Here is a 12,493-nt window from a genome sequence, read left to right as displayed (position 1 = left end):
ATCAGGTACTTTTCGCCAATTTGTGCGATTACCGCCCAGCAGGGAAGTTATCGATGAGCAAGTCTGTGGCCTCTCCGGTTCCGGTGTTCAAGCTCTATGGCGAAAGCCTGGAGTGGCCGACGCCGGACCTGTTGCACTGTGAGACGATCCCCAAACGCAGCCGCCTGCACCACTGGGAAATCCAGCCGCACCGCCATGCCGATCTGTGCCAGTTGCTGTACCTGCACAAGGGTGAGGCCGAGGTGGAAATTGAAGGTCAGCGGCATTGCTTGCGTGAGTCGGCGATCCAGGTTGTACCGCCGCTGTGTGTGCATGGCTTTCGCTTTTCCGAAAATGTCGAAGGTTATGTCACGACCCTGGCAGCCCCCCTGGTGGCGCATTTGCAGAGGCAACTGGGTGGTTCGCTCAATGCCCTGGAGACGGTTGCCAGCTATCCGGCAGGCAAGGATCGGGCTTATCTCAATAGCCTGTTTTCGGCGGTGCAGAGTGAATATGCAGCCAGCCGCCCGGCCCGCGACATGCTGCTGAGTTCGTTGGCCAGCGTGCTGCTGGTGTGGGTTGGGCGCCAGGTACTGCAACGCCGGGCGGCCAGCCAGGTGCCGGAGCGTGGGCGCGAATACCTGGGGCGGTTCAATGCGCTGGTAGAGGCACATTTTCGCGAGCATCCCAGCGTCGAGCGCCTGGCTCACCGTGTCGGGATCTCGGTGGCGCATTTGAACAGCATCTGCCGCGAGTTGGCGGGGCAGTCGGCCTTGCAGATGATCCATCAGCGGCTGATGCTCGAAGCCAAGCGCAATCTGATCTACACGCAAATGAGCGTGACCCAGTTGGCCGACAGCCTGGGGTTTGCGGACCCGGCGTATTTCTCGCGGTTTTTTCGGCGCTTGGAAGGGATATCGCCCAAGGCATTCCGGGGCGCGCATAACGGCGAGCGTCAGTAGCTACGCCCGCCAATTGCGCAGAGCGCCGGCGTAAACCGGGGCGCCCGAGGTGTTTCCGGGTAACCGCGTAGGTCGGTTCTACCGCCGCTGCGCACGCGTTGCACGGCATTCAAGCGTTAGCGCAGGGCGCTCAGGCTGGCGGTGTGGGGGATGCAGTGATCGACGCGGCAGGCATCGGCGAAGCGTGGCTCCAGCCGGGCCTGTTCGGCACGCCAGGCGGCGGTCGCGTAGAGGGCGACAGCGGCGAAGATGATCAGGATGGCGGAGCATTTTCTGGTTCGGGCGGTCATGGCGCTTACCTCGGGTCGATCTGCATCAGTCCGGTCAAGGGCACTGATTTGAGAATAGACCACCCACCACAACCTGCCGGGCCGGATCTGCCGTTACGCGTGCGTGGGATTGAGCCCCTGGTCCCACTGCGGTTCCTCGGGAAAGCGCTCCACCAGAAAGTCCAGCAGGCTGCGCAGCGCCGACGGCATATGTTTGCGCGAGGCGTACACGGCATACATATTCAAGGTGCGCGGCTCGGCTGTGGGCAGCAGGCGGACCAACTCACCGCTACGGATAGAGCGGCCCGCCTGGTAGGTCGGCAGCATGGCGATACCGGCCCCGGCGATGGCCGCCTGCATCAGAGTACTGGCTTCGTTGGCGCTGATATTGCCCTGCACGGGCACCGAAAGCTGTTCGCCGTTCTGTTCGAAATGCCAGAGGCTTTTGCCGAAGTAGGAATGGGTCAGGCAATTGTGCCGGGCCAGTTCTTCCACTTGCTGCGGGGCCGGATAGCGACGCAGGTAGGCCGGGGAGGCGCAAATCACCGAGCGACAGACGGTCAGCCGGCGGGCGATCAGATTCGGGTCCAGGTCGTTGCTGGTACGGATCGCCAGGTCAATCCGCTCGTCCACCAGGTTCACCGTGCGGTCGAGCATTTGCAGGTCGACGCTGACACCCGGATAGCGCGCGACGTACTCGGTGATAGCGCTCGCCAGTTGCGCCTGGCCGAACGAGGTGCTGACGCTGATGCGCAACAGCCCGCGCGGAGCATCTTCGGGCACGGTGCCGGCGGCCTGCAGATCATCGGACAGCTCGAGCATCTGCCGGCAGCGCGGCAGGGTTTCGCTCCCGGCGGTGGTCAGGCTGAGCTTGCGCGTGGTGCGGTGGAGCAGGCGGGCGCCCACCCAGTCCTCGAGTTCGGCCAGATAGCGCGAGACCACCGGGCGCGAAAGGTCCAGGTGGTCGGCCGCCGCCGATTGGCTGCCCAGGTCGACGACCGTGACGAAGACGCGTATTGCCGTGAGACGGTCCATGATTTGCTCGCTTTATGAAACAAACTATGTCCGAGCATCGCATTTTTTGCTGCGTCCCAGACAACTAAGCTCTGCCTATTGCTGAGTCGGGCCAATCTTTGGGGCTGTATAAAGTCGTCTTTTCTTCCTTGCGCCGCGTGTTGCTCGCCGCGGTGGTCGGTGTTGTCGCCGGCCAGGCTGCTGCCACGCCTGCGCCTCTTGTGCCAGAGGTCTACAGCCCGAACGCTGCGGTGATTTTTCCACTCATCTCGGTGCTGGTCACAGGCGCCAATGGCCAGCAGATGGTGGCTATCTGTATCAGCCATGGTGATCCGGACGACTACTTTGGCCTGGACACGTCGACCACGGCCCTTCCCGCGGCCAAGGTCCTGGCGCCGGCGCCGACTGTGGTCCATATTAAAGCGCTCGGCGGCGGTGTGGGGGTTGCGCATTACATCTCGGTCTGTGATACCGAAGCGCTCAAGGCGGGTTCCGTCGCCGAGCTGATCGGCGCCATGCACAAGCGTTACCCGGACCTGGGCGAAGTGTCCTCCCTGGAGTTCTGCGCTAAATTCGCTACGGGCGAAATGAAAGGGTGAGTCTGTACAACGTTCAAATCACTGTCCCACTGTCTGGAGAATGTCATGAGCAAGATCGCAATTATTGGTGCCACCGGTCGTGTCGGTAGCCAACTGCTGGAAGAAGCTCTGCGTCGTGGTCACAGCGTCACCGCCATTGCCCGCCATGCGTCCAAGCTTGGCCAGCGCGCTGGCGTGCGGCCCCTGGATGTGGACGTCAATAACGCTGCGGCGCTGGAGCAGGCCCTGGCCGGCCATGATGTGGTACTCAGCGCGGTGCAGTTCGCATCGATCGACGCCGAGGCGGTGCTTGGGCCGGTCAAGCGGGCGGGCGTCAAGCGTCTGCTGGTGGTGGGCGGTGCGGGGAGCCTGTTGTTGCCGGATGGCAGCCGGGTGATCGACAGTCCCGGTTTCCCGGCCGAGTACAAGGCTGAAGCGAGCGCCGGGGCGACCTGGTTGGAGACGTTGCGCCAGGAAAAAGCGCTGGACTGGAGTTTCCTGTCGCCCTCGGCGGAGTTCGTCGAAGGTCCGCGTACCGGGACGTTCCGCCTGGGCAAGGATGAACTGCTGGTCAGTGCACAGGGCCGGAGCTGGATCAGCTTTGCCGACTTCGCCATTGCCATGCTCGATGAAGTGGAAAAACCCGCGCATTCGCGCCAGCGCTTTACCGTCGGCTACTGATCCCGAAGGCTTGGCGTCGACCCCGCCGCTGGCGCTTTTTTAGGCATTGGAGCGCAAGCGCGCCAGATCACGCAGTGGCGGGGCACCGAACAGCCGGCTGTACTCGCGGCTGAACTGGGACGGGCTTTCATAGCCGACCCGGTAGCCCGCTGCACAGGCGTCGAGCCCTTCGGCCAGCATCAGCCGTCGGGCTTCCTGCAGGCGCAATTGTTTCTGGTACTGCAACGGGCTCATGGCGGTCATGGCCTTGAAGCGATGGTGCAGGGTCGACACGCTCAGATTAACCTCGCGCGCCAGTTCATCAATGCGCAAGGGCTGTTCGAAATGGCGGTTGAGCCATTTGATCGCCTGGTTGACCCGATGCGGCTGGCTGTTGGCTACGGCAATTTCATAGAGCCGATGGCCCTGGGGGCTGCGCAACAGGCGGTAGAGAATCTCCCGGCGGATCAGCGGCGCGAGCATGGCGATGTCGCGCGGTGTGTCGAGTAGGCGCACCAGGCGCAGCACCGCGTCGAGCAGCACATGGTCGATGCGCTCCACATACAGGCCACGGCCGCTGGTTCGATTGGGCACGCTCATGGGCCCGGCTTCAGCGATCAGTGCGGCAATCTCGTTGGGGTCGATATCCAGGCGTACGGCCAGGTTGGGCTGCTGCGCAGAGGCTTCCATGATGCAGCCGCTCAGGGGCATCGAGACCGACACCACCAGATAGGTCAGTGGGTCGTAGGCAAAGAACTGGTCGGCCAGGCGTACCTGCTTGCTGCCCTGGGCCAGGATGCACAGGGCGGGGTTGGCTAGCACCGGGGCGAAGTCGCGTTGGCTTTCATGACGACTAAGAAACAGCGGCGCGATGGCTGTGGCAAAGGAGCCATCGCCACTGGTGTGGCGGGCGATCAGGTCGGCCAGTTCGACGCGCTGGGGTTCCAGGGCGCAGTCAGGGGGATCTTGCAGGCTATCGAGCGACGGCATGGGCGGTCCCTTTGCTGGCGGCCGTGAGAGTGGGCATAGCTTAGGTTTGGGCAAGCCGGCGCGCCAGCTCAATCCTGCGTAAAGCTTGCCTGATCCTGCCGCCATGGGCTGAAAAGGCCGCATCAGCGGCACTTGGCAGGCCAGTTGAGATCACCGGGCCACAGGCACGGAGGCGGAGCAGGGCCGCTGCCTGGCAGGATCGGGCAAGAAGCCCGGAGAAATCGACTAACCGCTGCTGGGCGCAATGCCTAATCTGTGTTGCTGTCGCAGTCAGTCCTGTTACTGCCTGGACCCGTCGTCTATCTCTACGGGAGTGCCGAACATGTCCGTACCCGTTCCTTTCAGCCATATGGCTTTTATTCGTGCCCGCGCAGGCTGCTCCGAGGCATTGGGCGTGCGGCTGAGCGAGCTGCTTGAACCCTCGCGCCAGGCTCCGGGTTGCCTGCAGTTTTCCCTGCAGCATTCCCAGGGCGATCCCGCGCTGTGGCTGGTCTGTGGTTTCTGGAGCGACCAGGCGGCAATGACCGCTTACTTCAACACGCCGGCCATGTCGGTATTTGCCGAGTTGGTGCAGCAGTTGCTCGTCGATAGCCTGGACTTCCACACTTTTCGCGAAGTTGCCCAGTCGGGCACTAGGGCGCAATGCCCGGTGGCGATGCAGCGACGGGCGAGCTGACGGGGTAGAATGCCCGCCGATTATTTGGCCGGGAGCCGTGGAAAATGGCACGTAAAGAGTTTGCACACTACGAAGCAGTTTCAGCCGTGATACCGGGCACCGGGGGCTACAGCGCCGCCATTGCCGTCAAGGCCCTGGGCGCCGGGGGCGCGCCACGCTTCGAGCGGGTACTCGATGACCAGACCTTCAAGACTGCCGATGACGCCGATCAGGCTGCGGCACAAAAGCTCGAGCAACTGATCGACGTGGATGCAGAAGGCCAATTGCACTGGCAGGTTATTTAGCCACCTGTGGACGGTGCATCTTGAACAGCGCTTCGGGGCCCAGTTGGAAATAATCCGCTGGCCCGCCGCCGCGCAGGATGGGTTCGGCAGCGGCGGTATCGTAGATCCCGTCCTTGAGCAGCCACTGGGCGATATGCACCGCTACCACCTCACCGAGTATGAGCCAGCTCGGCACCAGTGTTTGGTCGGCGCGCTGCAACTGGATGATCTGCGTGACCTTGCATTCGAAGGACACCGGGCTCTCGGCCACACGTGGCACCTGGATGAGCCGCGAAGCGGCGGGCGTCAGGCCGGCCAGCTGGAACTCATCGACTTCTGGCGCCACGGCGGCACAGCTCTGGTTCATGGCTTCGGCCAGGGGCCGGGTGGCCAGGTTCCAGGCGAATTCGCCGGTCTGTTCGATGTTGTTCAGGCTGTCTTTGCGGCCGACGCTGGAGAAGCCGATGATCGGCGGAATGTAGTTGAACGCGTTGAAGAAGCTGTAGGGCGCCAGGTTCAGGCGGCCTTGCGCATCCTGGGACGAAATCCAGCCAATCGGCCGGGGGCCGACGATGGCATTGAACGGGTCATGGGGCAGGCCGTGGCCTTTGCTGGGTTCGTAGAAATGGATAGCGTCGGACATGAACAATTCCACAGAAAAAATCAAAAATGACGGCGGCTATTCTGCGTGTCCGTTCGTTCAATTGCGACCCCACCTCGATCGCTCACCGTAGGCGCACGCTGGCTGGCGAAGGCTGACCTGCGCGCCAGGCAAAAATAAACCCGGCCGAAGCCGGGTTGCGCGTGTGGCGAGGGTGTTAGCCAAGGTGGCTGGCCCCCGTGCGATCGGAACCGTCTGCGGCAAAGGTTGCAGACTGGGTGCGATCAGAACCGTCTTCAGCGAAGGTCGCGGAGTGGGTGCGGTCGGAGCCGTCTTCAGCGAAGGTCGCGGAGTGGGTGCGGTCGGAGCCGTCTTCAGCGAAGGTTGCGGACTGGGTACGGCTGGCGCCGTCTTCGGCGAAGGCGGCGGAACCGGTGCGGTCCGAACCGTTCTCGGCAAAGCTTGCGGAACGGGTGCGTTCGAAGCCATCGGCGGCAAAGGTATTGGCAGCCAGTACGGAAAGGGTCAGGGCAAGAATCAGACGGGTTTTCATGGTGAGGCTCCTGGTGCGTAGTGGGTTGTGCAGTGGGTATGGAGTGAACTCTACGCCGATAAATTTGATAAAAAAGCGCAAATAAATGCTTATGAATATCAAATATATCGATGTATTAGGCGTGCAAAGTGCTTATTTCTGAAGTCGGGCTGGTTGTTGTAGGCGCCGAACGCTGCACGGTTGCAGGTAGAGTCGGCCATTGCCCAAACCGCTCTTGCCTACCTTGTTGTATTAAAGGGCGCCGGGGTTAAGCAGCCATTAATACCGCTAATGGTTTGGCGATAAGAGTGATACGCATTTTTCATATGTGCCTCACCGATTTTTCACCCATCGGCCCGCAATCTCCCGGCGGCCAGGCGTATGACCTGGCAATCAGCCAATGCCAAGCCTGGAGTCTTGCACGCGATGAACAAACTTCCCTCGATCACCCTGGCGTTCTGGATCATGAAGATCTGCGCCACCACCCTGGGTGAAACCGCCGGCGATCTGCTGTCGATGACCCTGAATGTCGGCTACGCCATCAGCTCGCTGATCCTGCTCGCCGTGTTTGTCTTTACCCTGGTATTGCAGCTGTTTTCCAAGGGCTATAACCCAGTGCTCTACTGGATCGTGATCCTGTCGACCAGCACTGCGGGCACCACCCTGTCGGACTTTATGGACCGTACCCTGGGCCTGGGCTATGCCACCGGTTCGTTGGTGCTGATTGCGATTCTGCTGGCGATCTTTGCCGCCTGGCGCTGGAGTGGCGAGACATTGAACGTCACCCGGATCCGCGGTTTTCGTGGGGAGATGTTCTATTGGATGGCGATCCTGATTTCCAACACTCTGGGTACGGCACTGGGCGACTACCTGGCCGATGATTCCGGGCTGGGTTTTGCCGGCGGTGCATTGCTGATCGGTTCGACCATCGCGGTCGTGGCCCTGGCGCGTTACTTCACGCGCATTCCGGGAGTGCTGCTGTTCTGGCTGGCCTTTGTGCTGACGCGGCCGTTCGGCGCAACCCTGGGTGACTTCCTGACCAAGCCCCTGGAAAAGGGTGGGCTGGATTTCGGCACCATTGGCTCGTCGGCGGTATTGGCGGGGGTTTTGCTGGCAATGATCGCCGGGGCGGCGTATTACAAGGGCCGCAATGCGCGGCAGATGGCTGGACAGCTTTCCTAAGGCGACATGGACAGGCGGCGCCTGTCCATGATCCTGCATGCAGAGTACGCACCGTGACGTTGCCGTCCGGTGCGTTTTTGTATCGCTTAGTCGGTCTCGATACGCGAGTGCTTGCGGGTGTCCTTCATGGTCACGTAGACCAGTAGCGAACAGGCAATACACGCCGTGACATACCAGTAGTAGCCGGTTTCCAGGCCCACGCTCTTGAACCACAGCGCGACGTATTCGGCCGTGCCGCCAAAGATCGAGACGGTCAGGGCATACGGCAGGCCGACGCCCAGCGCACGGATCTCGGTGGGGAACAGCTCGGCTTTCACCACGGCGTTGATCGAGGTGTAGCCACTGACGATGATCAGCGCCGCCATGATCAGGAAGAACGCGCCCCACCAGGTTTCGATGGTGTGCAGGGTGGTGAGGATCGGCACGGTGAACAGGGTACCGAGCACGCCGAAGGCGATCAGGATCGGTCGCCGGCCAATCTTGTCCGAAAGGGCGCCGACCAGTGGCTGAATGCACATGAACAGGAACAACGTGGCTGCCGAGATGGTGGTCGAGTCGGAAATGCTCATGCCGACCGTGTTCACCAGGTATTTCTGCATGTAGGTGGTGTAGGTGTAGAAAGCCAGGGTGCCGCCCATGGTCAGGCCGACCACGGTCATCAACTCCTTGGGATGGCGCATCAGGGTGCGCATCAGGCTTTCCTTGGGCTTGTCCTTCTTCTGGGTGAACGACTCGGTTTCTTCCATGCCGCGTCGTAGGTACAAGGCGACGACCGCGCACAGTGCACCGATGGCAAACGGGATCCGCCAGCCCCAGCTGTGCAACTGCTCAGTGGTCAAGGTCTGTTGCAGGATAATCAGCACCGCCAGCGCGATGAGCTGGCCGGAAATCAGGGTCACGTACTGGAAGCTGGAGAAGAAGCCGCGACGTTCCTTGGTCGCCATCTCGCTCAGGTAGGTGGCCGAGGTGCCGTACTCGCCGCCGACCGACAGGCCCTGCAGCAGGCGCGCCACGACCAGCAGGATGGGGGCTCCGACGCCGATGGTTTCATAGCCAGGAGTCAGGGCAATGATCAACGAGCCGAAGCACATCAACAGCACCGATACCATCAAGGCGGCCTTGCGGCCCTTGCGGTCGGCGTAGAGCCCCATCAGCCAGCCACCGATCGGGCGCATCAGGAAGCCCACGGCGAAGATCGCGGCGGTGTTCAACAGTTGAGCCGTGGTATCGCCCTGGGGGAAGAAGACTTTGGCGAAGTACAGCGAGAATGCGGCGTAGACGTACCAGTCGTACCACTCGACCATATTGCCGACGGAACCACTGAAGATCGATTTGAGGCGGCTGGCGGTGGTTTTTTGCGCAGCAGGCGCAACCGCCGACCCAGCAGGCAGGGTTTGGGAGTTATCCATGACGGATCCTTCGATTATTTGTTGTTGTGGAGCGCGCCGAAACGCAACCTGGCGGGGTAATAGCAGGAGCCGTGCCAGGCGCTGAAGGCCCGGTCTAGAAGGGTTTTGTCAGTGGGTTAAGCAAAAAACCGCTGATTATAAAAAATCCATAGGCAAGAATCCGCCGATCATCGGTGACGAGCTTGTTGGCGATTTTGACGAAGCGCCTGGCCGTCAACGCGCTCCTACGGGAGGGCGGGAGTGGCGGGTATCACTCACTGTTCCTGGAGAAACATTTCCCGCGTCAGCCCATGGCGTTGCATTTTTTCGTTGAAGGTACGCCGCGGCAGTTGCAGTTCGGCCAGCACGGCCTTGATGTCGCCCTGATGCCGAGTCATGGCCGCGCGCAGGCATTGCACCTCGAAGGCCTCCTGCTGGGCCGCCAGGGACTGTCCCGATTCAAGGTGTTCTGGCAGCGGTTCTTCCAGGCCCAGCACTCGGCGCTCGGCGGTATTGGCCAGTTCGCGGACATTGCCCGGCCAGTCATGGCTCAGGAGCTGCGCCAGTTGGGCGCCGCTGAGGGGCTGGTAACGACGCCCCAGGCGCTCGGCGGCGGCCTGGGCAAAGTGCTCGTACAACAGCGGGATATCTTCGCGCCGTTCGCGCAAGGCCGGCAGGCGCAGTTCGGCGACATTCAGGCGATAGGCCAGGTCTTCGCGAAAACGCCCGGCCCGGGCTTCTTCGAGCAGGTCGGGCTTGGTCGCGGCAATGATGCGCAGATCCACGGCGATACTCTGGTTCGAGCCCAGGCGTTCTATCTTCTGCTCTTGCAGCACCCGCAGCAGCTTGGCTTGCTGGGCCAGTGGCAGGCTTTCGATTTCATCGAGAAACAGCGTGCCGCCATGGGCGTATTCCAGCTTGCCGATCCGCTTGCCTTGGGCGCCGGTAAAGGCGCCGCTTTCATGGCCAAAGAGTTCGGCTTCGAACAATTGCTCGGGGATGGCCGCGCAGTTCAGGGCGACAAACGGCCGGGCGCTGCGTGGGCCGAAATCGTGCAGGCAGCGGGCGACCAGTTCCTTGCCGCTGCCGGTTTCGCCGCGCAGCAAGACATTGACCGGCACGCTGGCCAGGTCGAGGACTTGCCGGCGCAGGGTCTGCAAGCCGCGGGAAACGCCGAGCAGGCTGGCCTCGATCCGCGTCCGCGAGTCGGCCAGGCGATGCAGGCGGCGGTTTTCCAGGACCAGCCGGCGTTTGTCCAGGGCCCGGCGCAGGCTGACCAGCAGGGCATCGGGGCTGAAGGGTTTTTCGAGAAAATCATAAGCACCGTCACGCATGGCTTCCACCGCCATGGGCACGTCGCCGTGGCCGGTCAGCAGGATCACCGGCAGGTCGGCGTCGAAGGCTTGCAGGCGTCCCAGCAGCTCCAGCCCACTGATTCCCGGCATACGCACATCGCTGAGAATCACCCCGGGAAAATGTTCCGGCAATGCGCCCAGACAGTCCTCGGCGCGGCTGAACAGCTGGACGTCGAAGCCGGACAGGCTCAGCCATTGCTGCACTGCGCTGCGGATACCAGCTTCGTCATCGACGACCATCACGTGGTTGAGCATGTGACCTCCACGGCAATGGGCAGGGTCAGGGTGAAGATTGCGCCCTCCGGACCGTTGCTGGCCACCAGGCGTCCGCTCAGTTCATGGACGATGGCATAGGACACGGCCAGGCCCAGACCGAGTCCTTCGCCTACCGGCTTGGTGGTGAAAAAGGGATCGAAGACATGGGGCAGATGTTCGTCGGCGATTCCGCTGCCATTGTCGGTAACGCTGAGATGCCAGAGTTGCTGATCGGCCTCGATACGGATCGTCAGCCGCTTGTTCGGCGTATTGGCCATGGCGTCGAGGGCGTTGCGCAGCAGGTTGATCAGCACCTGTTCGAGGCGAATCGCATCGCCATGGACCCAGGCCGGGCGAGTCAGGTGCAGGGACACGCTGACATGCTCGTCGCGTAGCCGTGGCCCCAGGAGGTCCAGTGACTGGTCGACCACGTTTGCCAGGTCGATGCGTTCGCGCAAGCCGCTGGGGCTTTTGCGGGCATAGGTTTTCAGGTGCCCGGTCAGGGCGGCCATGCGTGCCAGCATTTGCTCCAGTGGCCCCAGTGCTTCGTAGGCGGCGTCGATCCGTCCGTGGTCGAGCAGCAGGCGCAGGGTGGCCAGTTGCATGCGTTGGGCGGTCAGTGGCTGGCTGATTTCATGGGCCAGGGCCGCGGACATCTGCCCCAGAGCCGCCAGTTTTGCCGATTGCACCAGGCCTTCCTGGGCGGTGCGCAGCTCGCGGGTGCGCGCTTCGACCAGGCGTTCCAGTTCTTCGCGGCTATGCTGGCGCAGACGGGCCAGGCGCCAGCGCTGGTTGAGAAACAACCCGAGAAACACCAGGGCCAGCCATAGGCCCACCGCCGCGAGCGCGGCATTGCGGCTGTCTTGCGCGGCGTTCTGTGGGCGGCGCAGCAAGTGCAGGGTCCAGCCTTCGGCGGCCAGCGGCAGGGATTCCCAGAGGTAGTTCGCGGCGCCGTCCGGGCCTTCGACGTGCATCAGTCGGCTGCTGTCGTCGAAACGGCGCAGTTCACGGTGTGCAAGCGGGCTCAGAGGCTGGCGATCGTACTGACGGGTCCGGTCCAGCTCGGCGAGATCGCTTGGGGACAGTGGCTGCAATTCCCGATAGCGCCAGCCGGGCTGGTTGGCGATAAATACGATGCCGCGTGCGTCGCTGACCAGCAGGATATCGCTGCCCTGGCGCCATTCACGCTCCAGTTCGGGGAACTCGAGCTTGACCACCATGGCACCGAGAAACTCGCCATGCTCGTCGGTCACCGCGCTGGACAGGAAGTAGCCGGGGATGCCAGTGGTGACGCCCACCGCGAAGAAACGCCCGTTGCCTTCGGTACGGGTCTGGCTGAAGTAGGGGCGAAAACCGTAGTTATTGCCGACATAGCTGCTGGGCAGACGCCAGTTACTGGCCGCCACGGCCAGGCCATCACGGTCGAGCAACTCCAGGGTGGAGGACTGGGCGGCGCCGTTGATGCGTTCCAGTTTCAGGTTCAGGTTCTTTTGCAGGTCAGGACTGATCGACCCGCGCAGGGCTTCGATAAACTGCGGGTCGAGGGCGAGTACCGAGGGCAGGGCGCGATAACGCTCGATCAGGGTGTGCAGCGAGTTCGCATAGAGTGCTAGTTGCTCGGTGCTGCGCGCGGCCTCGTCTTCCAGGCTGTGCCGCTCGGCCTGGCGCATGGCCCAGCCACCGGCCAGCAGTGCACCGGCCAGGATCAGCAGGGAAAAGAGGGTGAGACGCAGGGTGCGGGGCGTAGGCTGCATGCAAGGAACAACAGATTGGGCAGGGGCGGGCAAGA

14 protein-coding genes are annotated in these 12,493 nt (G+C 62.4%); 6 read left to right on the top strand and 8 right to left on the bottom strand.

What is annotated here, in order from left to right:
* Nucleotides 1-53: 53 nt before the first annotated feature.
* Nucleotides 54-941, top strand: coding sequence for a helix-turn-helix domain-containing protein (locus NPS46_RS02990; protein WP_274104899.1), 888 nt, complete (start codon nucleotides 54-56; stop codon nucleotides 939-941).
* Between the two features lie 116 nt (nucleotides 942-1,057).
* On the opposite strand, the gene NPS46_RS02985 is transcribed toward NPS46_RS02990, so the two are convergent.
* Complete coding sequence (locus tag NPS46_RS02985) at nucleotides 1,058-1,231, bottom strand: hypothetical protein (protein WP_274104898.1); 174 nt, start codon at nucleotides 1,229-1,231, stop codon at nucleotides 1,058-1,060.
* A 93-nt stretch (nucleotides 1,232-1,324) separates the two neighbouring features.
* Complete coding sequence (locus NPS46_RS02980) at nucleotides 1,325-2,245, bottom strand: LysR family transcriptional regulator (RefSeq protein WP_274104897.1); 921 nt, start codon at nucleotides 2,243-2,245, stop codon at nucleotides 1,325-1,327.
* 104 nt (nucleotides 2,246-2,349) lie between these two features.
* On the opposite strand from NPS46_RS02980, the gene NPS46_RS02975 reads away from it, so the two are divergent.
* Both NPS46_RS02975 and NPS46_RS02970 read left to right on the top strand, forming a co-directional pair.
* Complete coding sequence (locus NPS46_RS02975; RefSeq protein WP_274105382.1) at nucleotides 2,350-2,823, top strand: hypothetical protein; 474 nt, start codon at nucleotides 2,350-2,352, stop codon at nucleotides 2,821-2,823.
* A 45-nt stretch (nucleotides 2,824-2,868) separates the two neighbouring features.
* The gene (locus NPS46_RS02970) at nucleotides 2,869-3,483 is read left to right on the top strand and encodes an NAD(P)-dependent oxidoreductase (protein ID WP_274104896.1); all 615 of its coding nucleotides are present in this window, start codon (nucleotides 2,869-2,871) and stop codon (nucleotides 3,481-3,483) included.
* Between the two features lie 39 nt (nucleotides 3,484-3,522).
* Here the strand turns inward: NPS46_RS02970 and NPS46_RS02965 are convergent, their stop codons facing one another.
* Nucleotides 3,523-4,452 carry an AraC family transcriptional regulator gene (locus tag NPS46_RS02965; RefSeq protein WP_274104895.1) on the bottom strand — a complete coding sequence of 310 codons (930 nt, stop codon included), beginning with the start codon at nucleotides 4,450-4,452 and terminating at the stop codon, nucleotides 3,523-3,525.
* A gap of 322 nt (nucleotides 4,453-4,774) precedes the next feature.
* On the opposite strand from NPS46_RS02965, the gene NPS46_RS02960 reads away from it, so the two are divergent.
* Both NPS46_RS02960 and NPS46_RS02955 read left to right on the top strand, forming a co-directional pair.
* Entirely contained in the window at nucleotides 4,775-5,128 is a 354-nt protein-coding gene (locus NPS46_RS02960) for a putative quinol monooxygenase (RefSeq protein ID WP_274104894.1), read from the top strand.
* Between the two features lie 44 nt (nucleotides 5,129-5,172).
* Nucleotides 5,173-5,412: a hypothetical protein gene (locus NPS46_RS02955; RefSeq protein ID WP_274104893.1), complete on the top strand. Its 240-nt coding sequence runs from the start codon at nucleotides 5,173-5,175 to the stop codon at nucleotides 5,410-5,412.
* On the opposite strand, the gene NPS46_RS02950 is transcribed toward NPS46_RS02955, so the two are convergent.
* Nucleotides 5,405-6,034: a flavin reductase family protein gene (locus NPS46_RS02950; protein WP_274104892.1), complete on the bottom strand. Its 630-nt coding sequence runs from the start codon at nucleotides 6,032-6,034 to the stop codon at nucleotides 5,405-5,407. The two genes, NPS46_RS02955 and NPS46_RS02950, sit on opposite strands and share 8 nt — an antisense overlap.
* Before the next feature lie 175 nt (nucleotides 6,035-6,209).
* Nucleotides 6,210-6,545: a hypothetical protein gene (locus tag NPS46_RS02945; protein ID WP_274104891.1), complete on the bottom strand. Its 336-nt coding sequence runs from the start codon at nucleotides 6,543-6,545 to the stop codon at nucleotides 6,210-6,212.
* A gap of 405 nt (nucleotides 6,546-6,950) precedes the next feature.
* Between NPS46_RS02945 and NPS46_RS02940 the strand changes: the two genes are divergently transcribed.
* Entirely contained in the window at nucleotides 6,951-7,706 is a 756-nt protein-coding gene (locus NPS46_RS02940) for a hypothetical protein (protein ID WP_274104890.1), read from the top strand.
* Between the two features lie 86 nt (nucleotides 7,707-7,792).
* Here NPS46_RS02940 and NPS46_RS02935 read toward each other — a convergent pair whose 3' ends face one another.
* The 3 genes from NPS46_RS02935 to NPS46_RS02925 all read right to left on the bottom strand — a co-directional run bounded on the left by NPS46_RS02935 (nucleotide 7,793) and on the right by NPS46_RS02925 (nucleotide 12,458).
* A complete protein-coding gene (locus NPS46_RS02935) occupies nucleotides 7,793-9,115 on the bottom strand; it encodes an MFS transporter (RefSeq protein ID WP_425312676.1) in 1,323 nt (440 codons plus the stop codon).
* Between the two features lie 254 nt (nucleotides 9,116-9,369).
* A complete protein-coding gene (locus NPS46_RS02930; protein WP_274104889.1) occupies nucleotides 9,370-10,704 on the bottom strand; it encodes a sigma-54-dependent transcriptional regulator in 1,335 nt (444 codons plus the stop codon).
* Nucleotides 10,689-12,458, bottom strand: coding sequence for an ATP-binding protein (locus NPS46_RS02925; RefSeq protein WP_274104888.1), 1,770 nt, complete (start codon nucleotides 12,456-12,458; stop codon nucleotides 10,689-10,691). Before NPS46_RS02925 ends, NPS46_RS02930 begins: the two co-directional genes overlap by 16 nt.
* Nucleotides 12,459-12,493: the final 35 nt, after the last annotated feature.

The sequence above is a fragment of the Pseudomonas putida genome (assembly GCF_028682395.1).
Taxonomy (GTDB): domain Bacteria; phylum Pseudomonadota; class Gammaproteobacteria; order Pseudomonadales; family Pseudomonadaceae; genus Aquipseudomonas; species Aquipseudomonas putida_AB.
Note: the sequence above shows the minus strand (reverse complement) of the source record. Positions and strands in the feature narration are given on the sequence as shown.

Coding starts and splice junctions, on each gene's coding strand:
- NPS46_RS02990 (WP_274104899.1), top strand. CDS start 54: ATGAGCAAGTCTGTGGCCTCTCCGGTTCCGGTGTTCAAGCTCTATGGC.
- NPS46_RS02985 (WP_274104898.1), bottom strand. CDS start 1,231: ATGACCGCCCGAACCAGAAAATGCTCCGCCATCCTGATCATCTTCGCC.
- NPS46_RS02980 (WP_274104897.1), bottom strand. CDS start 2,245: ATGGACCGTCTCACGGCAATACGCGTCTTCGTCACGGTCGTCGACCTG.
- NPS46_RS02970 (WP_274104896.1), top strand. CDS start 2,869: ATGAGCAAGATCGCAATTATTGGTGCCACCGGTCGTGTCGGTAGCCAA.
- NPS46_RS02965 (WP_274104895.1), bottom strand. CDS start 4,452: ATGCCGTCGCTCGATAGCCTGCAAGATCCCCCTGACTGCGCCCTGGAA.
- NPS46_RS02960 (WP_274104894.1), top strand. CDS start 4,775: ATGTCCGTACCCGTTCCTTTCAGCCATATGGCTTTTATTCGTGCCCGC.
- NPS46_RS02955 (WP_274104893.1), top strand. CDS start 5,173: ATGGCACGTAAAGAGTTTGCACACTACGAAGCAGTTTCAGCCGTGATA.
- NPS46_RS02950 (WP_274104892.1), bottom strand. CDS start 6,034: ATGTCCGACGCTATCCATTTCTACGAACCCAGCAAAGGCCACGGCCTG.
- NPS46_RS02945 (WP_274104891.1), bottom strand. CDS start 6,545: ATGAAAACCCGTCTGATTCTTGCCCTGACCCTTTCCGTACTGGCTGCC.
- NPS46_RS02940 (WP_274104890.1), top strand. CDS start 6,951: ATGAACAAACTTCCCTCGATCACCCTGGCGTTCTGGATCATGAAGATC.
- NPS46_RS02935 (WP_425312676.1), bottom strand. CDS start 9,115: ATGGATAACTCCCAAACCCTGCCTGCTGGGTCGGCGGTTGCGCCTGCT.
- NPS46_RS02930 (WP_274104889.1), bottom strand. CDS start 10,704: ATGCTCAACCACGTGATGGTCGTCGATGACGAAGCTGGTATCCGCAGC.
- NPS46_RS02925 (WP_274104888.1), bottom strand. CDS start 12,458: ATGCAGCCTACGCCCCGCACCCTGCGTCTCACCCTCTTTTCCCTGCTG.